Source organism: Streptomyces sp. NPDC057137 (assembly GCF_042670825.1).
Classification (GTDB): Bacteria; Actinomycetota; Actinomycetes; order Streptomycetales; family Streptomycetaceae; genus Streptomyces.
The window spans coordinates 67,494-89,570 of record NZ_JBHUUW010000026.1; the positions used below are offsets into that span (position 1 = coordinate 67,494).

General features: G+C 71.1%; 22 protein-coding genes. 16 read left to right on the forward strand and 6 right to left on the reverse strand.

The window, feature by feature from the left end; translation table 11 throughout:
* The first annotated feature begins 8 nt into the window (after positions 1-8).
* Positions 9-947 carry a LysR family transcriptional regulator gene (locus tag ACFT9I_RS21425; protein ID WP_382566417.1) on the forward strand — a complete coding sequence of 313 codons (939 nt, stop codon included), beginning with the start codon at positions 9-11 and terminating at the stop codon, positions 945-947.
* A gap of 450 nt (positions 948-1,397) precedes the next feature.
* Here the strand turns inward: ACFT9I_RS21425 and ACFT9I_RS21430 are convergent, their stop codons facing one another.
* The 3 genes from ACFT9I_RS21430 to ACFT9I_RS21440 form a co-directional block, all read right to left on the reverse strand.
* Complete coding sequence (locus tag ACFT9I_RS21430) at positions 1,398-2,105, reverse strand: gamma-glutamyl-gamma-aminobutyrate hydrolase family protein (protein WP_382566418.1); 708 nt, start codon at positions 2,103-2,105, stop codon at positions 1,398-1,400.
* A 75-nt stretch (positions 2,106-2,180) separates the two neighbouring features.
* Positions 2,181-3,644 carry an ethanolamine permease gene (gene eat / locus ACFT9I_RS21435; protein ID WP_382566419.1) on the reverse strand — a complete coding sequence of 488 codons (1,464 nt, stop codon included), beginning with the start codon at positions 3,642-3,644 and terminating at the stop codon, positions 2,181-2,183.
* Positions 3,645-3,865: 221 nt separating this feature from the next.
* Positions 3,866-4,603 carry a FadR/GntR family transcriptional regulator gene (locus ACFT9I_RS21440; RefSeq protein ID WP_382566462.1) on the reverse strand — a complete coding sequence of 246 codons (738 nt, stop codon included), beginning with the start codon at positions 4,601-4,603 and terminating at the stop codon, positions 3,866-3,868.
* Positions 4,604-4,696: 93 nt separating this feature from the next.
* Between ACFT9I_RS21440 and ACFT9I_RS21445 the strand changes: the two genes are divergently transcribed.
* From ACFT9I_RS21445 to ACFT9I_RS21485, 9 genes are all read left to right on the forward strand, one after another.
* Positions 4,697-6,067 carry a glutamine synthetase family protein gene (locus ACFT9I_RS21445; RefSeq protein WP_382566421.1) on the forward strand — a complete coding sequence of 457 codons (1,371 nt, stop codon included), beginning with the start codon at positions 4,697-4,699 and terminating at the stop codon, positions 6,065-6,067.
* 11 nt (positions 6,068-6,078) lie between these two features.
* On the forward strand, positions 6,079-7,452 hold the full coding sequence (locus ACFT9I_RS21450) for an aldehyde dehydrogenase family protein (RefSeq protein ID WP_382566423.1): 1,374 nt from the start codon (positions 6,079-6,081) through the stop codon (positions 7,450-7,452).
* A gap of 3 nt (positions 7,453-7,455) precedes the next feature.
* Positions 7,456-8,259, forward strand: a complete 804-nt coding sequence (locus tag ACFT9I_RS21455; protein ID WP_382566425.1) for a 3-oxoacyl-ACP reductase — start codon at positions 7,456-7,458, stop codon at positions 8,257-8,259.
* A gap of 113 nt (positions 8,260-8,372) precedes the next feature.
* Complete coding sequence (locus ACFT9I_RS21460; RefSeq protein WP_382566426.1) at positions 8,373-8,966, forward strand: hypothetical protein; 594 nt, start codon at positions 8,373-8,375, stop codon at positions 8,964-8,966.
* The gene (locus ACFT9I_RS21465) at positions 8,963-9,619 is read left to right on the forward strand and encodes a hypothetical protein (RefSeq protein WP_382566428.1); all 657 of its coding nucleotides are present in this window, start codon (positions 8,963-8,965) and stop codon (positions 9,617-9,619) included. The genes ACFT9I_RS21460 and ACFT9I_RS21465 overlap by 4 nt, the downstream gene beginning before the upstream one ends.
* The gene (locus tag ACFT9I_RS21470) at positions 9,619-11,373 is read left to right on the forward strand and encodes a putative T7SS-secreted protein (protein ID WP_382566430.1); all 1,755 of its coding nucleotides are present in this window, start codon (positions 9,619-9,621) and stop codon (positions 11,371-11,373) included. Before ACFT9I_RS21465 ends, ACFT9I_RS21470 begins: the two co-directional genes overlap by 1 nt.
* Positions 11,374-11,676, forward strand: coding sequence for a YrhB domain-containing protein (locus tag ACFT9I_RS21475; protein ID WP_382566432.1), 303 nt, complete (start codon positions 11,374-11,376; stop codon positions 11,674-11,676).
* Positions 11,677-11,680: 4 nt separating this feature from the next.
* Entirely contained in the window at positions 11,681-12,982 is a 1,302-nt protein-coding gene (locus tag ACFT9I_RS21480; protein WP_382566434.1) for a YrhB domain-containing protein, read from the forward strand.
* A 62-nt stretch (positions 12,983-13,044) separates the two neighbouring features.
* Complete coding sequence (locus ACFT9I_RS21485; protein ID WP_382566437.1) at positions 13,045-13,992, forward strand: DUF2510 domain-containing protein; 948 nt, start codon at positions 13,045-13,047, stop codon at positions 13,990-13,992.
* A gap of 27 nt (positions 13,993-14,019) precedes the next feature.
* On the opposite strand, the gene ACFT9I_RS21490 is transcribed toward ACFT9I_RS21485, so the two are convergent.
* On the reverse strand, positions 14,020-15,222 hold the full coding sequence (locus tag ACFT9I_RS21490) for an amino acid deaminase/aldolase (protein ID WP_382566439.1): 1,203 nt from the start codon (positions 15,220-15,222) through the stop codon (positions 14,020-14,022).
* 184 nt (positions 15,223-15,406) lie between these two features.
* Here ACFT9I_RS21490 and ACFT9I_RS21495 point away from each other — a divergent pair, with 184 nt between their 5' ends.
* Positions 15,407-16,879, forward strand: a complete 1,473-nt coding sequence (locus ACFT9I_RS21495; RefSeq protein ID WP_382566440.1) for a hypothetical protein — start codon at positions 15,407-15,409, stop codon at positions 16,877-16,879.
* A complete protein-coding gene (gene mycP / locus ACFT9I_RS21500; protein WP_382566442.1) occupies positions 16,876-18,141 on the forward strand; it encodes a type VII secretion-associated serine protease mycosin in 1,266 nt (421 codons plus the stop codon). The genes ACFT9I_RS21495 and mycP overlap by 4 nt, the downstream gene beginning before the upstream one ends.
* Here the strand turns inward: mycP and ACFT9I_RS21505 are convergent.
* Complete coding sequence (locus ACFT9I_RS21505) at positions 18,116-18,835, reverse strand: serine hydrolase (protein WP_382566444.1); 720 nt, start codon at positions 18,833-18,835, stop codon at positions 18,116-18,118. The two genes, mycP and ACFT9I_RS21505, sit on opposite strands and share 26 nt — an antisense overlap.
* A gap of 76 nt (positions 18,836-18,911) precedes the next feature.
* Here ACFT9I_RS21505 and ACFT9I_RS21510 point away from each other — a divergent pair, with 76 nt between their 5' ends.
* Entirely contained in the window at positions 18,912-19,676 is a 765-nt protein-coding gene (locus ACFT9I_RS21510) for an SseB family protein (RefSeq protein ID WP_382566447.1), read from the forward strand.
* A gap of 16 nt (positions 19,677-19,692) precedes the next feature.
* On the opposite strand, the gene ACFT9I_RS21515 is transcribed toward ACFT9I_RS21510, so the two are convergent.
* Positions 19,693-20,058 (reverse strand): DUF1844 domain-containing protein, encoded by a 366-nt coding sequence (locus ACFT9I_RS21515; RefSeq protein ID WP_381931531.1) that lies wholly within the window; start codon positions 20,056-20,058, stop codon positions 19,693-19,695.
* Positions 20,059-20,461: 403 nt separating this feature from the next.
* Here ACFT9I_RS21515 and infC point away from each other — a divergent pair, with 403 nt between their 5' ends.
* From infC to rplT, 3 genes are all read left to right on the forward strand, one after another.
* Positions 20,462-21,163 carry a translation initiation factor IF-3 gene (gene infC, locus ACFT9I_RS21520; RefSeq protein WP_382566463.1) on the forward strand — a complete coding sequence of 234 codons (702 nt, stop codon included), beginning with the start codon at positions 20,462-20,464 and terminating at the stop codon, positions 21,161-21,163.
* A gap of 121 nt (positions 21,164-21,284) precedes the next feature.
* Positions 21,285-21,479, forward strand: coding sequence for a 50S ribosomal protein L35 (gene rpmI / locus ACFT9I_RS21525; RefSeq protein ID WP_354604684.1), 195 nt, complete (start codon positions 21,285-21,287; stop codon positions 21,477-21,479).
* Positions 21,480-21,596: 117 nt separating this feature from the next.
* Positions 21,597-21,983, forward strand: a complete 387-nt coding sequence (gene rplT, locus ACFT9I_RS21530; protein WP_023542860.1) for a 50S ribosomal protein L20 — start codon at positions 21,597-21,599, stop codon at positions 21,981-21,983.
* Positions 21,984-22,077: the final 94 nt, after the last annotated feature.

Sequence of the window (22,077 nt, forward strand, 5' to 3'; positions counted from 1 at the left end):
CTGCATGTATGACTGATGAGCCTCTTGTGACCCTCGCCCACCGGGTGCCCGAGCTGGGCGCGCTGGAGCTGCTCATCGCCGTCGCCCGGCACGGCAGCATGGGCGGGGCCGCCCGTGAGCTGGGTATCAGCCAGCCGGCGGCGAGCAGCCGGATACGGTCCGTCGAACGGCAGCTCGGCGTGAGCCTCTTCGACCGGTCGCCGAGCGGCTCCCGGCTTACCGAGGCGGGCGCGCTCGTCACCGACTGGGCGCGGCGGATCATGGAGTCGGCGGAGGCGTTCGACGCGGGCGCGCAGGCGCTGCGCGACCGGCGCGACTCGCGGCTGCGGGTCGCCGCGAGCATGACCATCGCGGAGTATCTGCTGCCCGGCTGGCTCATCGCGCTGCGCACGGCCCGACCGGACACGGCCGTCTCGCTCCTGGCCGGCAACTCGGGCGCCGTGGCCGCGCGGCTGCTCGGCGGCGAGGCGGACCTCGGGTTCGTGGAGGGCCTGGCTGTGCCCGGCGGGCTGGACGGCACGGTGATCGGCCGCGACCGACTGGTGGTCGTGGTGGCGCCGGCCCACGCGTGGAGCGGACGGCGTACGGCGCTGACGCCCGCCGAACTGGCGGCCACCCCGCTGATCCTCCGTGAGGAGGGCTCGGGCACCCGCCAGGTGCTCGACGCGGCACTCGCCTCCTACGGAGGTCTCGCCGAACCGCTGCTCGAACTGTCCTCGACGACGGCGGTCAAGGCGGCGGTGCTGAGCGGCGCGGGCCCGTCGGTGCTCAGCGAACTGGCCGTGGGGGAGGAGCTGGCGGCCCGCCGCCTTCTGGAGGTGGAGGTGCCGGGAATCGAACTGCGCCGCGAACTCCGCGCGGTCTGGCCGACGGGCCACCGCCCGACCGGCCCGGCCCGCGAACTGCTGTCCCTGACGCGCACTTCCGGCCCGGAGGACCCGGCCTAGGCCCTGTCCGGCGGATCTTCGGGGGCGGCCCGGGACGCCGCAGCGACACCAGCCGCTGCCGCGGCGGGTGGCACCTTGCGTCGTTGTCGGAGTCGGCCACGCAGGGCCGGACCATCCACAACGCCGATCCTCCGCCTTGCGATGCACCGCACCAACGAGACACCAGCCGCTCCGCAGCGGGCCGAGCTGATCCCCGAAGATCCGCCGGACCGGCCTAGGGGGTGTCTTGTCGATCTTGCGGGGCTCGCGGTCCCTGGCGCGCACGCTCTCCCCCGTAGCCCCCGAGGGGGAGTACGGGAGGTGCCCCCTCCGTTGTCGTGGCCGGCATGGCTCCGCCATGCCTCCCTCTTCCGCCTTGCGAGCGTACGCACCAACGCGACACCAGCCGCTGTCGCGGCGGGCGCTCCCCGACCCGGCCTGATCGGCAAGACACCCCCTAGGGCCTGCCGATCAGGCCGGGCCCGCGCCCGAGGGCACCCGCGACGCCTCCCGCACCAGTGCCGCCATCACCCGCACGTCCTGCCCCATCTCCGGGTGCCACTGCACCCCCAGCACCCACCGGTCGTCCACCAGCTCCACCGCCTCGACCGTTCCGTCGGTCGCGTACGCCGAGGCGATCAGGCCCTCGCCCAGGCGGTCCACCGCCTGGTGGTGGGAGGACGGGACGTCCGATTCCTCCGGGACGACCGTTCCGTAGCGTGTGCCCGGGACCGGCTTCACCGGATGCTCGCCGAAGACGCCGAGAGTCGCGGCCGTGTGGCCCTCCAGATGCTGGACGAGCGTGCCCCCGAGGGCGACGTTCAGCAGCTGCATGCCCCGGCAGATCGCCAGCAGTGGCGTTCCGGACGCCAATGCCGCCTCGATCAGGGCCAGTTCCCAGTCGTCCCGCTCCCGGGCCGGTGGGCCGGTACGGGGGTCGGGCTCGGCCCCGTACCGTACGGGCTCCACATCCGGACCACCGGCGATCACCAGTCCGTCGAGCCGGGCGACCACCGAGGCGGCCGTGGCCGACTCGTCCGGCGGGAGCATGGCGGCGACGCCGCCCGCGCGCTGGACGAGCCGGGGATAGCCCATGGGCAGCAGAGCGGCGGGCAGATCCCAGACGCCCCACTTGGCCGACGTCTCCAGATACGTGCTGACGCCGATGAGCGGCTTCACTGAACGTTCCTCCGTTGGTGCCGTGCTTGTGCTGTGCGGTGGTGCGGTGGCGCCGTCGTGCGGTCGTGCGGGGTCTCAGTCCCGTTGCAGGTCGGCCTCGGCCGCCGCGAGCGCGGCGAACTCCTCCTCGGGTGCGGCGGCCACCAGCCGGTGCCGACTGTAGAAGGCGAAGTAGGCGAGAGCCACGACATAGACGCCGAGCGCGATGAACGCGGCGTCCTTGTCCACCAGGAACGTCGCCACCAGCGCCGACAGGGCCAGCACGAACGCCACGCCGGAGGTCAGCATGCCGCCCGGTGTCCGGTACGGACGGTGCAGGCCGGGCTCGCGGCGCCGCAGCACCAGGTGCGAGAGGGCCATCAGGGCGTAGGAGATGGTGGCGCCGAAGACCGCGACGTTCAGCATCCGGCTGCCGTTGCCGCTGCCCGCGGCGAGGGCGAAGCCGATCGCGCCGGGTATCAGCAGGCCGAGGTACGGCGCCTTGCGGCTGCTGGTCAGCGAGAGGAAGCGGGGCAGATAACCGGCGCGGGAGAGCGCGAACAGCTGCCGGGAACCGGCGTAGATGAGGGAGAAGAAGGACGCGACCAGACCGGCGAGCCCCGCGTAGTTGACGAACCGGCTGAGCGCCGTGGGCTCGCCGTCCCCCTGCAGCGCGACGACCAGCGGATTCCCGGCGTCCATGACGGCGGCGGAGCCGCGCGCCCCCGTCGCGGCGAAGAACGTGATCAACGCCAGCAGGGCGAGGATGCCCATGGAGATCGACAGGGCCCGCGGCATCGAGCGCACCGGGTCCTTCGCCTCCTCGGCCGCCAGCGGCACACCCTCGACGCCGAGGAAGAACCACATACCGAACGGGAACGCGGCCCAGATACCCAACAGACCGTACGGCAGCCAGGAGTTGGACCCGAAGGCGTCCTCCTGGACAGGGATGTCGTTCAGGCCGCTGCTGTCGAACTCGGTGAACGCGCCCACCGCGAAGATCAGCAGCGCGGCGACGGCGATGGCCGTCACGACCAGGCTGAAGCGCAGCGCCTCGCCGACGCCCCAGAGGTGGATGCCGATGAAGATGGCGAAGCAGGCGAGATAGACCGGCCAGCCCGCGTCCAGGCCGAAGAGGTTCAGCGACTCGACGTAGTCACCGATGAAGATGGAGATCGCGGCCGGCGCCAGGATGTACTCGATGAGGATGGCCGTGCCGGTCAGGAAGCCGCCCCAGGTGCCGAGCGCGCGGCGGGCGAAGCCGTAACCGCCGCCCGCCGTGGGCAGGATCGCGGACAGTTCGGCGAGCGAGAAGACGAGACAGGCGTACATCGCGCCCATCAGGAGGGTCGCGATGGCGAGCCCGCCGAAGCCGCCTTCGGCGAGCCCGAAGTTCCAGCCGGAGAAGTCCCCCGAGACGACGTACGCGACGCCGAGACCGGTCAGCAGCAGCCAGCCGGCGCTGCCGCGCTTCAGCGTACGGCGCTTCAGATAGGCCGCGTCGTCGGCGGAGTCCGACGGGCCGGCTGGTGGAATACGGGAGTCCGTGCCTTCGGCCATGAGCCGCTCCTGCCTCGGTTTCCTGCCACGGGTAAAGGTGTGAGGCCACACCATTGCGGCCGGAATCGCTCGCGCGCAAGCCCTGTGCGTTAAGCGACTGTTACGGACCTCAGGGTCGGGAGGGCCGGGACGGTCCGGGCTCACGTAACTCCGCACGTAACTCCGCGCGTAATCCCGCACGTCACCCTTCACGGAACCCCACCACCCCCGCTACCCCGCTCTCAGGCCAGAAATCCCCGCAACAGCGCCGCCGTCCCGCCGCAGTGCTCGCGCATCACCTCGCGCGCCGCGTCCGCGTCGCCCGCCAGGACCGCCTCCACCAGCGCTGTGTGCTGCTGCTGGGAGTGCTCCAAGTTCCGTACCAGCAGCGGAATGCAGTCCAGCAGGTCGTTCACCGTCGCGCGCACCGACGCGTAACTCTCGGTGAGCCGCGCCGAGCCCGACAGCTCCGCCAGCGTCAGATGCAGCAGCGTGTCGAGACGGCGGTAGTCGCCCAGCGGGGCGTCGTGCGTGGCCGCCAGCGCCGTACGCAGACGGGCCGTCCCCTCCTCGGTCAGGCCGTGCGCCGCGCACAGGCCCGCCGCGCCGACCTCCAGCACCTCGCGGAAGCGCAGCACGTCCTCGATGTCGACCCCGGCGACCCGGCGCCGCAGCTCCTCCTCGACCCCCTGTGGCGGGGTGTCGGGCCGGGGCCGTACGAACGTGCCGCCGTAGCGCCCGCGCCGGCTCTCCACCAGCCCCTGGTCGGTGAGGACCTTCAGCACTTCGCGCAGCGTGACCCGGCTGATCCGCAGCCGCTCCGCCAACTCACGCTCCGCGGGCAGCCGTTCGCCGCCCGCCACCAGACCGAGGCGCAGCACCTGCATGATCTGCTCCAGCGCCTCCTCGAAGCCGTTGCCCGCCCGCACGGGGCGCAGGACGGGCGTCAGCCGGTCGGCGGGCTCGATCTTCTTCGCCACATCCTTCTTCGCCACGTCGCCGTTTCCCCTTCCCAAGCAATGGTCTCCCGGAATACCTTAAGGTCCCCGGCTGGCCGATGGAGGAGTTGTCCCGTGGCAGACCGCACACCCCCGCTCTCCGTCGAGGAGCTGCGCGCCCTGGTGGCGAGCGGCGAGATCGACACCGTGGTCCTGGCCTTCCCCGACATGCAGGGCAGACTCCAGGGCAAGCGCTTCGCCGCGCAGTTCTTCCTGGAGGACGTACTCGAACACGGCACCGAGGGCTGCAACTACCTCCTCGCCGTCGATGTCGAGCTGAACACCGTCGATGGCTACGCGATGTCCTCCTGGGACCGCGGTTACGGCGACTTCGCCATGCACCCCGACTTCTCCACTCTGCGCCGTGTCCCCTGGAACGAGGGGACGGCGATGCTCATCGCCGACCTCGCCTGGAACGACGGCTCACCGGTCGTCGCCGCGCCCCGCCAGATCCTGCGCCGCCAGCTGGAGCGCCTGGCCGAGCACGGCTACACCGCGCACGTCGGCACCGAACTCGAGTTCATCGTCTTCAAGGACACCTTCGAGCAGGCCTGGGACAGCGGCTACCGCGGCCTCACCCCCGCCAACCAGTACAACATCGACTACTCCATCCTCGGCACCGGTCGTATCGAGCCCCTGCTGCGCCGGATCCGCAACGACATGACCGCCGCCGGTCTGACCGTCGAGTCCGCCAAGGGCGAGTGCAATCCGGGCCAGCACGAGATCGTCTTCCGTTACGACGAGGCGCTGCTCACCTGTGACCAGCACGCCATCTACAAGACCGGCGCCAAGGAGATCGCCTCCCAAGAAGGTGTCTCGCTCACCTTCATGGCGAAGTACAACGAGCGCGAGGGCAACTCCTGCCACATCCACCTCTCGCTCCAGTCCGCCGACGAGCCCGGCACGAACGTCATGGCGGGCGACGACGCCAACGGCATGTCCCCGGTGATGCGTCACTTCCTGGCCGGTCAGCTCGCCGCGCTGCGGGACTTCTCCGTGCTGTACGCGCCCAACATCAACTCGTACAAGCGCTTCGCGCCCGGCTCCTTCGCCCCGACCGCCGTCGCGTGGGGCAACGACAACCGCACCTGTTCCCTGCGGGTCGTCGGCCACGGCCGCTCCATGCGCTTCGAGAACCGGCTGCCCGGCGGCGACGTCAACCCCCACCTGGCCGTCGCGGGCCTGGTCGCGGCGGGCCTGTACGGCATCGAGCACCAGCTCGAACTCCCCGAGGCCTGCACCGGGAACGCCTACACCTCCGCGTACGAGCAGGTCCCCACCACCCTCCGCGAGGCCGCCGACCTGTGGGAGCACAGCCCCATCGCCAAGGCCGCCTTCGGGGACGAGGTCGTCGCCCACTACCTCAATCTGGCGCGTGTCGAACTGGCCGCCTTCGACGCCGCTGTGACCGACTGGGAGCTGCGCCGCTCCTTCGAACGCATGTGAGGAAGAAAGACGTGCCCGACCAGCCCCACGCCCATCAGATCCTCAACCCGGCGACCGAGGAGGTCGTCGCCACCGTCCCGGCGACCGGCGCCGCCGAGGTCGACACGGCGGTCGTACGGGCCGCCGGCGCCCAGCGCCGGTGGGCCGCCGCCGCCCCCGCCGACCGCGCGCGCCTGCTGCGCCGCTTCGCCGCCGTGGTCGACGACCACCTGGAAGAACTCGCCCGGCTGGAGGTCAAGGAGGCAGGCCACACCCTCGGGAACGCCCGCTGGGAGGCGGGCAACGTCCGCGACCTCCTCGACTACGCCGCCGGGGGAGTGGAGCGCCTGACGGGCCGTCAGATCCCGGTCGCCGGCGGGCTCGACATCACCCTCCTCGAACCGCTCGGCGTCGTCGGCGTCATCGCCCCGTGGAACTTCCCCATGCCCATCGCCGCCTGGGGCACCGCGCCGGCGCTGGCGGCAGGCAACGCCGTACTCCTCAAGCCCGCCGAGACCACCCCGCTGACCGCCCTGCGCCTGGCCGAACTCGCCCTGGAAGCAGGCCTTCCCGAGCATCTGTTCCAAGTCCTGCCGGGCGCCGGGGACATCGCCGGTCAGGCACTGGTCGAGCACCCGGGCGTCGCGAAGATCGTCTTCACCGGCTCGACCCGCGTCGGCAAGGAGATCATGGCGAGGAGCGCGCGCCTCGTGAAGCGCGTGACCCTCGAACTCGGCGGCAAGAGCCCCAACATCGTCTTCGCCGACGCCGACATCGAGCGCGCGGCGGCCGAGGCCCCGATGGCCTTCCTCGACAACGCCGGACAGGACTGCTGCGCCCGTACCCGCATCCTCGTCCAGCGCACCGCCTACGACCGGTTCCTCGAACTCCTCGCCCCGGCCGTCCGGTCGGTGGTCGTCGGTGACCCGTCGGACGACAAGACCCAGATGGGTCCGCTGATCTCGCGCGCCCAACTGGAGCGCGTACGCGGGTACGTCCCCGAGGACCGGGCGGCCGTACGGGGCAGCGCGCCCGACGGGCCGGGCTTCTGGTTCCCGCCGACCGTCCTCACCGATGTGGCCGCCGACGACCCCGCGGTGACCGAGGAGATCTTCGGCCCGGTGGCCGTCGTGATCCCGTTCGACGACGAACAGGACGCGATCCGCCTCGCCAACGACACCGAGTACGGGCTCTCCGGCTCCCTCTGGACCCGCGACCTCGGCCGCGCGCTGCGCGTCTCGCGCGCGGTCGCCGCCGGCAACCTGTCCGTCAACTCCCACAGCAGCGTGCGCTACTCGACCCCGTTCGGCGGTTACAAGCAGTCCGGCATCGGGCGTGAACTGGGACCCGACGCACTCACCGCGTTCACCGAGACCAAGAACATCTTCATCAGTACGGAGGCCTGACCCATGCCCGACGAGATCAACCAGAGCGCCGAGACCCCCGTCTGCCGCCGGCTGGTCGGCCGCACCGCCGTCATCACCGGCGCGGGCAGCGGCATCGGTCTCGCCACCGCGCGCCGCCTCGCCTCCGAAGGCGCGCACGTCGTCTGCGGCGACATCGACGAGACGTCGGGCAAGGCGGTGGCCGACGAGGTGGGCGGCATCTTCGTCCGGGTCGACGTCACCGACGCGGAACAGGTCGACGCCCTCTTCAAGAAGGCGTTCGACACCTACGGCAGCGTCGACATCGCGTTCAACAACGCGGGCATCTCGCCGCCGGACGACGACTCGATCCTCACCACCGGCCTCGACGCGTGGCGCCGGGTCCAGGAGGTCAACCTCACCTCCGTGTACCTCTGTTGCAAGGCCGTCATCCCCTACATGCGGCAGCAGCGGCGCGGCTCGATCATCAACACGGCGTCGTTCGTCGCGACGATGGGCGCGGCCACCAGCCAGATCTCGTACACCGCCTCCAAAGGAGGCGTGCTCGCCATGTCCCGCGAGCTGGGCGTGCAGTTCGCCCGCGAGGGCATCCGGGTCAACGCCCTCTGCCCGGGCCCGGTCAACACCCCCCTGCTGCGCGAACTGTTCGCGAGCGACCCCGAGCGTGCCGCGCGGCGGCTCGTACACATCCCGGGCGGACGGTTCGCCGAGGCGGAGGAGATCGCCGCGGCGGTCGCGTTCCTCGCCAGCGACGACGCGTCGTTCGTCAACGCGACGGACTTCATGGTGGACGGCGGCATCGGCGGGGCGTACGTGACGCCGCTGTAGGGCGGTTGGGGACCTGCCCCATTGCCATCGGGCTTTGGGGCCTTGGGGACCATGACTGAGCTGTGGCTGAGGGGCGTTGCGAGGCTCAGGTTGCAGATGTGATGATGTGAATCATGACTGAAGACGGGGGCTGGGCAGACGCACAGTCACGGGCCGGCATCCCGAGGTCGCGGCTCGCGGACTACGCGGAAATGGTCGAACCGGCGGGGAAGAACGAACATCCGGGGGACTTGACGGGTGTGCCTCCGGCAGAGCCGACGCGGGCGCCGACGCCAATGGACGACACCGCGTCGACCGAGGACCCTCTGGTCGCCGAGCGGCGGCGGGAGTTCGAGGCGTTGCTGGAGGAGTTCCGGGCAACCCCGGTCCTGGTGCCGCTGGGCGAGGCGCCAGGACCTGACGACGAGCGCGGACTGATGACCGCCGACCTCAACGGCATCCGCTTCATCCTCGCTTTCTCCGACCAGCAGGCCCTCGCCCGATACGCGCAGGCCCGCGGGGAGTTCCGCCGCAAGTGGACCTACCAGACCATCCTCGGCGCCCGACTGCTCGACGTGGCGGTTCCTGCGGCTGGGGTGCCGTGCGGGGTGGCGCTCGACTGCGCGGACGGATCGGACGGTGCGATCTTCCCGCCCGTGAAGGGGATCGTGCCCGAAGAGGCCGCGGTCGACGGTGACATGTACGAGTACGAGTGGGACGTGCGATGAGCGGAGACGGCCAGGATCTCAAGGCTCAGGGCCTGGATCTGATCGCCAAGGGCCTGACCGACGCGCTCAGCGAGTTGAAAGAGCTGGGCATGGTCGGCCAGGCCGGCATGGGACGTGGCTTCGGGGAAATCGAGCTGTCCGGCCTGGAGTTGGGCGACGAAGGGCTCACCGAGGAGTTCAAGTCGTTCTGCGAGCGCTGGGAGTGGGGCGTGCGCTCGCTGGTCCAGGAGGGCAACGGGTTCGCCGTACGTACGGGCCTGTCGGCCGGTACGTACCATGAGACCGAGCAGTACGTCGAGGGCACCTTCAAGGTCGTCACGAACGCCGCGATCGGCAATCCGTACGCCTCCGAGGACGAAGTCACCCAGCAGGGCTGGGGCGACATCACCAAGTCCGGTGCCTTCGGTGGTGTCGACTACAGCCAGGAATCGTGGGACCGGGCCGGGGAGAACATCGAGCAGGGCTGGAAGGACACCGGCCGCGATGTGCTGACCTCCCGGATGGTCGGGCCGGCGGGTCTCAACCCGGAGAACCTGCGCGACAACTTCGGCGTCACGGACGCCGAGTACAACCGGATGCTGGACGACACCTTCGGCCCGTCCCCCGAGGCACGCGCCGCCGCCCAACAGCCGCAGGGTGGAGGTGAGGGCTGATGGGCGTCCTCGGCGATATCGGCGACGGTCTCAAGGACCTCGGTGGCGATGTCAAAGACGGCCTCAACGACGGTCTCGGCGTTATCGAGGACGGTATCGACGAGGGCAAGAAGATCCTCGGCGAGGGCGTCGACTACGGCACGAACAAGATCGGTGACGGCCTCGACGGCCTCGGCTATCACGGCGCCGCCGACGTTGTCACGGACGTCGGCGACATCCTCGCCTCCGATCTTGGCGCCACCCCCGGCGAACAGCAACTCGGCCGGACCGAGGACGCCAACGAACTCATCCACGGCAACCCCGGCAAGATCTCCGCGAGTGCGAAACACCTCAAGGACTTCCAAGCCGCCTTCGACAAGGTGGGCCAGGGCATGCGCGGCCTTGACTCCACGCATTGGCGGGGCGAGGGCGGTGACGCCTTCCGTAAGAAGTTCGAGATGCACCCCACCAAGTGGCTCCGGGCGTCAGACGCCTGCGAGACCGCGGGGGGTGCCCTGGACGCGTACGCCGACACCGTCAAGTGGGCGCAGGGACAGGCGAAGGAGGCGATCACGCTCTACAAGAAGGGCAAGGCTGCCTCCGAGGAGGCGCTGAAGACGTACAACCAGCGCATCGACACGTACAACGCGAAGGTCAAGGCCGACCAGGACCCCGGCCCGGTGCCCGAGCCCTTCAGCGACCCCGGCAAGGCCGACATCAAGGCGGCGCGGGAGAAACTCGCCGAAGCCCGCAAACAGCGGAACGAGGCTGCCGCCACGGCACGTGGCAAGGTCAAGGCGGCGCTGGCGCACGCCCCCGCCGAGCCCCCGCCACTGGACCGGCTCGGCGACAATCTCCTCGACGGCTACCAGGCGCTCAACACCGAACTCACCCACGTCGTCGGCGGCGCTCTCAAAGGCACCGCAGGGCTCCTCAACTTCGCCCGCGGCCTCAACCCCCTCGATGCCTACAACCTCACCCACCCCGCCGAGTACGTCCAGAACGTCAACATGACTCTTGCCGGGCTGGTGTCCACCGCGGCACATCCTGAGCGGGCCGCCCAGGCCGCGGTGGACGGATTCAAGAAGGACCCCTCCGAGTTCGTCGGCCGTCTTCTCCCCGAACTCGTCGGCACCAAGGGCGCCGGCCTTGCCCGCGGTGGGCTGCGCCTCGGGATCAAGGAGGGCCTGGAGTCCGCCGCGACGAAGGCGCCGCCGAACGGGCTGAAGTACGCGGACGAAGCCGCCGGTTCCGCACCGAAGGACTGGAGCGACCTGGCGCGCAGCACGGACATGGTGAAAGAGAACGCAATTCACTATGACTCGGTGGATCCGAAGAAGGCGCAGGAATTCCTGGATGCCGAGTATCCGTGGATGCGGGACGTCAACAAGACAGGGCATCCCGGTTACGTGGACAACTGCAGCCACAACACGGTCACCGTGGACCGCCGATTGGACGGCATCGAGGTCAGCGCGGCCCCGAAGCAGGCGGGCGCCCACATTCCGCCGGAGCAGCTCGGTCTTAAGGACAGGGCCACGGGCCAGTACGACTTCGTGGATAGCTACGATGACATAATCCGTGACCTCCAAGCACGCGGGGAAGGCTCAAGAAGCGCTGTCTACGTCAGTCGCCCCGACGGCTCGGCCCACATATTCAACGCCGTGAACACTCCGCACGGTGTAACTTTCCTCGACGGCCAGAGCGGGACCCTGGGCATGCTGGAGAGAAATGTCTCGTCCATCGGGCACATCCCGTATCGTAATGGAGCTTCATAGATGATAACCAAGGCTGAAGCGGTGGCGGCAGCTGCCAGATTTCTGAGGAATACCGCTTACCCGGACAGGCCGGATTCCGTGGTGATGCTCCCGGAAACGGCCATTGAATTCACCGATGGCTGGAGTGTTCGCTTCGATTTCAAGGAACACATCGAAACAGGGGCCTTCATAGACGCCCCGTTCACCTCCGTGGTCGTGGTCCCCCACGATGGATCCGCCGCCCATTTCCCTCCGTCGCATCTCCCCGTGAGCGAGTACATGGCTCTCCGCGCGGCAGGCGACTGGCCCCCAGCGAGGCACTGACAGCATGATTTCCCCCGCACACCAGGCCGCGCCCTGGCTCGATCGGGCCTACCGCGGTCTTGTCGAACTGGCCGCACCCCACCCGGTGCACGAGTCGGCCACAGCCTGGCTCATGGCCTGCCGGACCGTGGAGCAGCCCGGATACCCGCACACGCCGATGCTCGCCGCCTCGGCCGTCGTGCCCAAGGACGGCAGTTCACCCTTCCATCCGGCGCCGAGCGCGCCGCTCGTCGACCTGGAGCCGGCCCCGTCGTACGAGGCAGCGGTCGCCCGGGTCCAGGACCAGGGGCGCAGGATCAACGCGCGCGGCTCTGTCGTGGCCCTGCACTCGGCGATCAACGGAAGCCCTTCCGCCCCGCTGCCCTGGCAGGCGTCGGACGAGGCCCCGGGCTGGTGGAGCAGGCTGACCCGGCGCTACTTCCCGGAGTTCGAGCGGGTGCGCTCGGACAGTTGGGACGAGATCGTCAAGGCGGTCGCCGAGACCGGGCCCGACACTCGGGGCCTGGTGTGGGTGCGCCGTGAGATCGGCGGGCTGGAAGCGACCGGCAATCTCATCTACGCGCACAACAACAAAGGACGGGTCGTCTTCCTCGACAGCCTGACGTCGTCCCTCGCGCAGTTGGACACCGACCACGTGCGCGAATTGGTCTTCGTTCGGGCCCTGCCCGAGGCGCTGAGGGCCCCGCGTCACCCCTGGGAGCGGGAGGCGCACGACTTCGACTCGGCGCTCGCGAAGGCCCGGCTGTGGCTGGAGAACGCGTACGGAGGTCAGGCCGAGCTGGTCGCTCCGACCGCGGGGGACGAGACCCGGCGGGGTTGGGTCTTCTCCTGCGACACACGGCGTCATCTGAGCGAGGGGCGCTGGCAGGACACCATGCTCGACGCGACGCTGGTCGTCCCCAAGGACACGGCCGAGCCGTTCGGCCTCCCGAACTCGGACCCCTGGAACTGGCTGGCCCACTGGGACACCGGCGGGCTTCCCGGCACCGGAAAGTTCCCACCGCCCCCCTCGCCCGGCCGCGCCCTGTGGTTCGAACCGACACTCGCCGAACTCGGGGCCGTCCTGTCGACGTCGGACCATGAGGTCTGGTCGTCGGCGGTGGACGAACTGTCGTCGTTCCCGACCGGGGCGCGCGCCCTGATCTGGATCCGCCGCACGGACGGCCGGGGCCGCGAGGCCGTGGGATGGCTGGTCAACGGGCTCACCACGGCGACGGGTGTGCTGTTGTTCGACGGCTCGTCCGAGGAGCCCGTGTCCTTCGACCCGACAGGGGTCCACGCGCTGCACGTGATCCGGTACCGCTGAGGCCGGTGCCGGGAGTACGTGACGCCGCTGTAGGTCCGCGTCCCGGCCCATAGGGTGGCGGGATGAGCATGTCGACCCCGCCCGGCTGGTACGCGGACCAAGGCGTCCCCGGCACCGAGCGCTGGTGGGACGGGAACGCCTGGACCGCGCACACCCGGCCGCTCGGCGGGGCCGTTCCGCCCGGCCCGTACCAGCAGTCGCCGTCGTACCAGCAGGGGTACCAACAGCCGTACCAGCAGCCGCAGTCGGCGCCCGGCGGCCCGAGTGGCCGTCGTGGCCGGGTGATCGCCGCCACCGTCGCAGGGCTCGTCCTCGTCGTCGCGATCGCCGGCGGCGTCACCCTGCTCGGCGACGACGGGCCGAAGACCGTGCCCCGGTCCGCCCCGACCATCAGCGAGCCCGCTCCCGGTCCGTCGGACGACAGCGCCGAGCCGAGCGCCGACCCCACCGTGCTCGTCGACCAGCTCAACGGCATCACCCTGCCCATCCCGGACGGCTGGGAGAAGTCGGACAGCGTCGTCGACCGGTCGATCACCATGACGACCGTGGAGGACTACGAGTGCCCCGGGCACTCCAGCCGGTTCTGCCACCAGGGCCGGGTCATGTCCTTCACCGCCACGCAGACCGACGCGGCCACCCCCGAAGCCCTCGCCAAGGAGGACATCCAGGACGCGTCCGACGCCCTGTACGACGAGGACTCCATCGGCACCAACCTCTACGGAGGCGTCACCTCGCACACCGTCGTCAAGTCCGCGGCCACCACCGTCGCCGGACGCACCGGATACCTGGTGCGCTGGAAGGTCAAGACAGGTTCCGGGCCCGGCGGTTACGTCCAGTCGCTGGCCTTCCCCTCGACCATCGGCGCCGAATCACTGATCATCGTGCGGTTCGGATTCGACGCCGGGCCCAAGGGCCCGCCCCTCAGCGGCATGGACACGATCACCCAGGGCATCCGCAGAATCGGCGACACGACGGGCGGCGGCGTCGGGAGCTCCATCGGCCCCTCCTGAGTTCGCTCCTGGCCTTGAGAGGGCGCCTCAGAGGTACGTACGGCCCTCGCCCCGGTACGTCGGCACCGTCGCCGTCACCCGGTCGCCCTCGATCAGCAGCAACTCGTCGAAGCGCTCGCACAGCTCCCCGGCCTTCGCGTGCCGGAACCACACCCGGTCGCCGATCAGCAGATCGTCGGCGGCGGAGCCCAGCAGCGGCGTCTGCACCTCGCCCGCGCCCTCCTGGGCGTCGTACCGCAGCCCCTCCGGCAGATACGGCTCCGGCAGCCGGTCCCGGCCCGCCGCGCCCGACGCCGGGTAGCCGCCGCCGAGCACGGTCACCACGCCGACACCCGGCCTGCGCACCACCGGCTGCGCGAACAGCGCGGCCGGACGGCCCGTGAACGACGTGTAGTTGTCGAACAGCCGTGGCACATACAGCCCCGACCCGGCGGCGATCTCCGTCACCGAGTCCTCGGCCGCCGTGTGCTGCACACTGCCCGTGCCGCCGCCGTTGACGAACTCCAGCTCCGGCGCCACCAGCCGCACCGCGCGCACCACGGCCCTGCGCCGCTCCACCAGCTCCTTGCGCGCGGCGGACTGCATCAGCCGCACCGCGCGCGAGCGCAGCGGCCGGCCCGCGACCGAGTCGCCCACACCCGCGACATGCCCCTCGTACGCCATCAGCCCCACCAGCCGGAAACCGGGCCGGCGGGCGATCGACCTGGCCAGCTCGGCCAGTTGGGCCGGCTCACGCAGCGGCGAGCGCCGGGCCCCGATCCGCACCCGCCCGCCGAACAGCTGGAACGCCGTGTCCAGCTCCAGACAGACCCGGATCTCCTCCGTGCCGCCCGCCCGCGCGAGGTCCACGAGATCCAGCTGCGCCGGATCGTCGACCATCACCGTCACGGCCGCGGCCAGCTTCGGATCGGCGGCGAGTTCGGCGAACGCGCCCCGGTCCACCGACGGATAGGCGAGCAGTACGTCGTCGAAACCCGCACGCGCCAGCCACAGCGACTCGGCCAGGGTGAACGACATGATGCCCGCGAAGCCGTCGCGCGCCAGGACCCGCTCCAACAGCGCGCGGCAGCGCACCGATTTGCTGGCGACCCTGATCGGTTTGCCCGCCGCACGGCGGACGAGATCGTCCGCGTTGGCGTCGAAGGCGTCGAGATCGACCACGGCGAGCGGGGCGTCCAGATGAGCGGTGGCCCGGTCGTACCGGGCCCTGTCGGCGGCGCGGGGAGTCATCGTCCGAGCTTGCCAGACGGGCTTACCCGACGGTAGGGGGATGTTCTGGTCAGATCCGCCCGGACCTGCGGAGCTGTCCCCGCGGGGTGCTCTCCAGCCCGTAGAGTGACGCCCACGCGGCGACGAACGGGCCTGCCCCGGGCGGCGATCCGCCGTGGACAAGGCCGTGATCACAGGGGGGCGGATGAGTACCGAAGCGCGGCGCGCGCCCGTACCGCCCCGCCCCGCCGGCCCACCGCCACCGTCGGGACCCCCGCTCGCCCGGCCCGCCGCCGATCCCGCCGACCCAGGCGAAGCGCCCCGGCCCGAATCCGCCGCCGACGGCTCGCGAAACCCGGGCCCGGCGTCGAACGGAAGCACCCCCGGTACGAACGCGGGCCGGCGCCCGGCCCCGCAGCCGGGCGCGGCGCCCACCGGGATATCGGGCCGGACCTCGGGCGGGAAGCCCGGCATACCTCCGCGCCCCGTCGGGCCGCCGCCACAGCGACCGCCCGCCCAGCGTGCGCCCGCCGCACGGCGAACGGCCCCGCGATCCACCGTGCCCCCCGACGAGGACACGGCGCGGCTGCGCCCCGTACCCCCGGCCCCGCCCGCCGGCGCGGTCCCGCCCCGGCCCACCCGGCCCCCCGCGACACCACCGCCGTCGGCGCCCGCCTCCGCCTCCACGGGCACCTCCACCCCGCTCCCGCCGCCGCCCCCCGCCTACAAGGTCGCGCGCGAGACCCCACAGCTTCCGGACGGGCCGCCGGCCCGGACCCAGCGCAGGCCGGTCGGCTCCGTCGACCTCACCCGCCCCCCGGGCAGCGGCCGGCCGACTCTCCCGCCGCCGCCCTACCGCTGGCCGGTCGAGCCTCCCCTGACCCCCGCCGAGACGACCACCCGGCTACGTCCCGTACCCGCCCGCCACCCCGGCAGGACAGCCGCCGCGATCGGCTGCGTGGTCCTGGGCCTCGGCCTGATCGGCGGCGCCGTCACCGGCACTTGGCTGACCGGCGACTCGTCCGCCGACCCGGCCTCGGGCGCGGGCTACGCACCGCTCCGTACGCTCTGGCACAGCACCCCCGTCGACACCTTCTTCCCGCCCACCCTCAAGGGCGACGGCGCGGGTCCCGGCGGCGCAGACCGGACCTGGACCAGGGTCGCCGTGGCGCCGGACAGCGGCTGCGCCGGAGCCCTCGATCCGCTCCTCCTCAAGACGCTGCGCACGGTCGGCTGCGAACGGGTCCTGCGGGCGACCTACACGGATGCCACCAACACCAGCGTCATCACCGTCGGCATGGTCTTCACGGAGGCCGAACCGGCGGCCATGAAGGCGCTGGGCGCCCGGTTCACCGACGAGAAGCTCACGGAGCGCACCGACCTGATGCCCCGCACCTTCCCGGTGAAGGGCACCGTCGCGGCCGACTTCGGCGACGGGCAGCGCGCGAGCTGGACGGTGAACGTCCTTACCGAGGCGCCCGTCGTCGTCTACGCCGTCTCCGGCTTCGCCGACGGACGCCGGGTCCCCGACCCCCAGCCGGTCGACAAGGCCACCGCCGACGGCGCGAAGACGGCCGCCGCCCAGTCCGGGCTCGGTCATGAGGCCAAGGGCGTCGCCGACCAGGTCGAGCGCGGTCTGCGCACAGCAGTCAGTACGGCAACGGAGCCCCCCGGATGACGACACCTCCGACACCCACACCGGCAGCACGATCGACTCCGGCAGGACGAACGACGCGACTGTTCCAGTCCTGTCGCCACCCTTTCGTCGCCACCCTCGCCGCCGCCTCCTTCCTGCTCGCCGTCCCCGCGACGCCCGCCCACGCGGACGTCATCCGCGCCCAGCAGTGGGCCCTCGAAGCGATGCACACCGACGACGCCTGGCGCACCACCAAGGGCGACGGCATCACCGTCGCCGTGCTCGACACCGGCGTCGACCCCACGCACCCCGACCTCGCCGGGCAGGTCCTGACCGGCAAGGACCTCATCGGATTCGGCGCCAAGAGCGGCGACCGGGCCTGGGCCCGGCACGGCACCGCCATGGCGGGCATCATCGCGGGCCGTGGGCACGGCCCCGGCCGCGAGGACGGTGTCCTCGGGATCGCCCCCGAGGCGAAGATCCTGCCGGTCCGCGTGATCCTCGAAGGCACCGACCCGGACCGGTCCAAGGCCCGTAAATCCCGTGGTGGTTCACTCGCCGACGGCATCCGCTGGGCCGCCGACAACGGCGCCGACGTCATCAACCTCTCCCTCGGTGACGACAGCGAGTCGGCCCACCCGGAGCCCGGCGAGGACGCGGCCGTCCAGTACGCGCTGGCCAAGGGCGCCTCCGTCGTCGCGTCGGCCGGCAACGGCGGCGAGAAGGGCGACCGCATCTCGTATCCGGCCGCGTACCCCGGCGTGATCGCCGTGACGGCCGTCGACCGCTACGGCACCCACGCCGCGTTCTCCACCCGCCGCTGGTACGCCACTGTCAGCGCGCCCGGTGTCGACGTCGTCATAGCGGACCCCGACCGCCGCTACTACGAAGGCTGGGGCACCAGCGCCGCCGCCGCCTTCGTCTCCGGCGCCGTCGCCCTCGTACGTGCCGCTCACCCCGACCTCGGCCCGGTCCAGATCAAGAAGCTGCTGGCCGACACCACGCGCGACGCCCCGGACAGCGGCCGCGACGACTCCACCGGCTACGGCATCGTCGATCCGGCCGCCGCGATCGAGGCGGGCGGGAAGCCGGCCCCCGCCACCGCCGACCCGAAGAGCAAGAAGAACAAGGCGACCGGCTATACGAAGCAGTACTTCGGCCGCGGCCCCGACAACGCCTCGGGGGAGTCCGAGCCGGCCGCCTGGATCGCCCCGCTCGCGGGCGGCCTCGGCGCGCTGCTGCTGGCCGGTGCGGTGGTGCTCTGGCGCGGCGGACCGCTCAGCGGACGCGGCCGGCGGCGCTGACGGCGGCCCGTGCCGCCGCCTCGACCAGGGCGATTCCGGCGTCCTTCGTAGGATGCCCGCCCGAGAGGACGGCCACGAGGTAGTCGCGGTCTGCCGCGGTGACGCGGCCGACCGAGTTGACGACCCAGAGCCCCGTGGCGCTCAACGGCATCCAGCCGTTCTTGAGCGCGGGCGCGCTCCCCGCCGCCGAGACGCCCCACGCCTGGTCCGGCACCACGTGGGTCATCAGGTCCACCATGAAGGCGCGTGACCGCTCGCCGAGAGGCGTCTCTCCACGCTCTCCGCCGCTGAACACGGCGTCCAGCAGCGTCAGTTGATCCGTCGCCGTCGTACGTGTGAGGCCCCAGCTCTCCGCCGCCGCCGACTCGCGCAGACCGAGCCGCCGGTGGGCCGCGTCCAGTTCCCCGGCGCCGCCGATCACCTTCAGCAGCGCGGTCGCGGCGTCGTTGTCACTGCGCTCGATCATGTCGGCGGCCGACACACGCTCTTGAGAGGTCGGCTCGCGACCCGTGTCCTGGGTGCGCAGCAGCAGCGCGGCGAGGATGCCGAGCTTGACGACGCTGGCGGTCGGGTGGGTGGGCTCCGGTCCATGGCGGTACGCCGTGGTGCGGCCGGTGGCCGTGTCGCGTACGGCGACGTCGTACGTGACGTTCTCGTCGACCGTCCCGACGAGCGCCTCATCAGGAGCGCGCATGATGTGTCCCCCTCGGTCCGCCGCCGATTCTGCCCTCCGTCGCCGGGCGGCGACACCACGCGACTACCCTCGACCCGTGGCTCTCAAGAACATTCCCGATTCCGGTTTCTCCACCGACGACGGCACCGCCGACCCCGTCCTCATGGAGGCCCTCGCCGCCTGGTCCGGCGATCGGACCGCCGAGCCGCGCGTACTCGCCGCCCTCAAGGGCGCCCGGCTACTGGTCCCCGTCGTCGCCGTCCTCGGCGAGACCGAGGAGGACGAGCGCGGGCTGCGGCGCGAGAAGAACAGCGACATGGCCGTCCCCACGCTCCAGGCCGGCGGCCGGCGTGCCCTGCCCGCCTTCACCTCGACCGCCTCGCTGGCCCGCTGGGACCCGGCCGCGCGTCCCGTCGCCGTACCGCTGCACCAGGCGCTGAGCGCGGCGGCGCACGAGAAGGCGGACACGGTGGTCATCGATCTGGCGGGGCCCGTGCCGTACGAACTCACCGGGCCGGCCCTGTTCGCGCTCGCCGAGGGCCGCATCAGCACCGACCCGCTCGACGACCCCGCCGTCGTCGCGGCGGTGAAAGAGGTGGTCGCCGCCGAGACCTCTGTACTGAGGGCGCATCTCGGCCCGGGTGACGCCGACGGCACTCTCGCGCTCGTGCTGCTCCCGGACGCCGCCCCGGCGGACGCGGTCCGGCGGATCGCGGGCGCGCTGGCGGCGGACGACGTGCTGAGGGCCCGCCTGGTGCGCGGTCTCGACCTGGCACTGCTGCCGGCCGGTGCCTCACTCCCGGGCGAGCCCCTGTTCGTACGCGACCGGCCCGTGGACCGGCCCGTACGCGATCAGCCGTAGACCGGCCCGTACACGGTCAGCCGTAGACCGGACCCGTGTACTTCTCGCCGGGGCCCTGGCCCGGCTCGTCCGGGACCAGCGACGCCTCGCGGAAGGCCAGTTGGAGCGACTTCAGCCCGTCGCGCAGCGGCGCCGCGTGGAAGGAGCTGATCTCCGTCGCGCTCGCGTCCATCAGCCCGGCCAGCGCGTGCACGAGCTTGCGGGCCTCGTCCAGGTCCTTGTGCGCGTCGCCGTCCTCCGTGAGACCGAGCTTCACCGCGGCGGCGCTCATCAGGTTCACGGCGACCGTCACGATCACCTCGACGGCCGGGACCTCCGCGATGTCGCGGGTCATGGCGTCGAAGTCGGGGGAAGAGTCCTGGGGGGAGGGCGTGTCGCTCATGCCGCACACGATAGGCCCCGGGGTACGGGCCGCCGCCGCCGCGGTCACCGCTGAGTGACGGGCACCAGGGCGTGCGCCTGACGGGCACCCGGTGTGTGCCCGGCGGTTAGCACCATGCCCGCCGTACTGCTAACCTTGTGTTACGACCGGTCGGACACGTGTGTGGCCGACCCACAAGTGGAGGCTCCGTTCTCCCACCTGGCTGCCCCTCGGGGTGGCGGGTCACCGGTCAGGTGGCGCCCATCGTTCCGTACGGACGATGGAGCCGCCCGATGCGCGCCCCGCGGTTCGACGCGGCGGTGTTCCGGTATTTATGGAGCTCCTGCCTGTGTCCCGTTCGGGGCTTTTCTCTTCCCCGCGGTTGGTCCGAAACAGACGTTACGCGGCTGTCTGCCAGACAGTCGTGTGGTGCTACCGAGGAGGATCCATCAGCGCTGAGCCCCGCATTAACGACCGGATTCGTGTTCCCGAGGTCCGCCTTGTCGGCCCCAGCGGCGAGCAGGTCGGCATCGTGCCGCTTGCGAAGGCCCTGGAGCTCGCGCAGGAGTACGACCTGGACCTGGTCGAGGTCGCGGCGACCGCCCGTCCGCCCGTGTGCAAGCTCATGGATTACGGGAAGTTCAAGTACGAGTCGGCCATGAAGGCCCGTGAGGCGCGCAAGAACCAGGCGCACACGGTCATCAAGGAGATGAAGCTCCGGCCGAAGATCGACCCGCATGACTACGACACCAAAAAGGGTCACGTCGTCCGGTTCCTCAAGCAGGGTGACAAGGTCAAGATCACGATCATGTTCCGTGGTCGTGAGCAGTCCCGCCCGGAACTGGGCTTCAGGCTGCTCCAGCGTCTCGCTTCGGACGTCGAGGAGCTCGGCTTCATCGAGTCGAACCCGAAGCAGGACGGCCGGAACATGATCATGGTTCTGGGCCCGCACAAGAAGAAGACCGAAGCCATGGCAGAGGCCCGCGAGGCCCAGGCGGCCCGCAAGGCGGAGCGCCAGGGTTACGCGCCCGACGACCACGTGGACGAGTCCCCGGACGCCACGCAGGCTCGTGCGCACGCCGAAGCCGAAGCCGAGGCTCCGGCCGAATCGTCCTCCGACGCGTGACCCACGGGGTGGCCATCCAGGCTCCCCCGGGTTCCGCCCGGAAAGTCCAGATAGAGAACTGACGCTCCCAGGAGCCGGTCCGACCGGCCGGGAGCGCCACTGACGAGGAGAGAACGGCGCTATGCCGAAGAACAAGACGCACAGCGGTGCCAGCAAGCGCTTCAAGATCACCGGCTCCGGCAAGGTGATGCGTGAGCGTGCCGGCAAGCGCCACCTGCTCGAGCACAAGTCGTCGCGAGTGACCCGACGCCTGTCCGGCGTCGTCGAGCTGGCCCCGGGCGACGCCAAGAAGATCAAGAAGCTTCTCGGCAAGTGACGTCGCGGCCCCCGGTGACGGGGGCGCGACGCCAGGACCGGGACCCAATTCGTTTCCGGGCCGGGTGAGCGGTGACTTACTCCCGCTGAACCCAGCCCCGCTACAAGGAGTTAACAAGTGGCACGCGTCAAGCGGGCAGTCAATGCCCACAAGAAGCGCCGGGCGATTCTCGAGCAGGCCAAGGGTTACCGCGGCCAGCGTTCACGCCTGTACCGCAAGGCCAAGGAGCAGGTCACTCACTCCCTGGTCTACAACTACAACGACCGCAAGAAGCGCAAGGGCGACTTCCGCCGGCTGTGGATCCAGCGGATCAACGCCGCCGCCCGCCAGAACGGCATGACGTACAACCGCCTCATCCAGGGTCTCAACGCCGCCAACATCGAGGTGGACCGCAAGATCCTGGCCGAGCTCGCGGTCAACGACGCCAACGCGTTCGCCGCGCTGGTCGAGGTCGCCCAGAAGGCGCTCCCGAGCGACGTCAACGCCCCGAAGGCCGCTGCCTGATCCCCTGCCGGATCACGGTCACGGATCACCGGTCGTCGATCGCCGGTCCCGGACCGCAGCACTTCCCGCCGGACCCGCAGGCATCTCGCCTGCG

Bases quoted from the DNA above. Each gene is read 5' to 3' on its own strand.
- ACFT9I_RS21425 (WP_382566417.1), top strand. From the start codon at position 9: ATGACTGATGAGCCTCTTGTGACCCTCGCCCACCGGGTGCCCGAGCTG.
- eat (WP_382566419.1), bottom strand. From the start codon at position 3,644: ATGGCCGAAGGCACGGACTCCCGTATTCCACCAGCCGGCCCGTCGGAC.
- ACFT9I_RS21455 (WP_382566425.1), top strand. From the start codon at position 7,456: ATGCCCGACGAGATCAACCAGAGCGCCGAGACCCCCGTCTGCCGCCGG.
- ACFT9I_RS21460 (WP_382566426.1), top strand. From the start codon at position 8,373: ATGACTGAAGACGGGGGCTGGGCAGACGCACAGTCACGGGCCGGCATC.
- ACFT9I_RS21465 (WP_382566428.1), top strand. From the start codon at position 8,963: ATGAGCGGAGACGGCCAGGATCTCAAGGCTCAGGGCCTGGATCTGATC.
- ACFT9I_RS21470 (WP_382566430.1), top strand. From the start codon at position 9,619: ATGGGCGTCCTCGGCGATATCGGCGACGGTCTCAAGGACCTCGGTGGC.
- ACFT9I_RS21475 (WP_382566432.1), top strand. From the start codon at position 11,374: ATGATAACCAAGGCTGAAGCGGTGGCGGCAGCTGCCAGATTTCTGAGG.
- ACFT9I_RS21480 (WP_382566434.1), top strand. From the start codon at position 11,681: ATGATTTCCCCCGCACACCAGGCCGCGCCCTGGCTCGATCGGGCCTAC.
- ACFT9I_RS21485 (WP_382566437.1), top strand. From the start codon at position 13,045: ATGAGCATGTCGACCCCGCCCGGCTGGTACGCGGACCAAGGCGTCCCC.
- ACFT9I_RS21490 (WP_382566439.1), bottom strand. From the start codon at position 15,222: ATGACTCCCCGCGCCGCCGACAGGGCCCGGTACGACCGGGCCACCGCT.
- ACFT9I_RS21495 (WP_382566440.1), top strand. From the start codon at position 15,407: ATGAGTACCGAAGCGCGGCGCGCGCCCGTACCGCCCCGCCCCGCCGGC.
- mycP (WP_382566442.1), top strand. From the start codon at position 16,876: ATGACGACACCTCCGACACCCACACCGGCAGCACGATCGACTCCGGCA.
- ACFT9I_RS21505 (WP_382566444.1), bottom strand. From the start codon at position 18,835: ATGCGCGCTCCTGATGAGGCGCTCGTCGGGACGGTCGACGAGAACGTC.
- ACFT9I_RS21515 (WP_381931531.1), bottom strand. From the start codon at position 20,058: ATGAGCGACACGCCCTCCCCCCAGGACTCTTCCCCCGACTTCGACGCC.
- rpmI (WP_354604684.1), top strand. From the start codon at position 21,285: ATGCCGAAGAACAAGACGCACAGCGGTGCCAGCAAGCGCTTCAAGATC.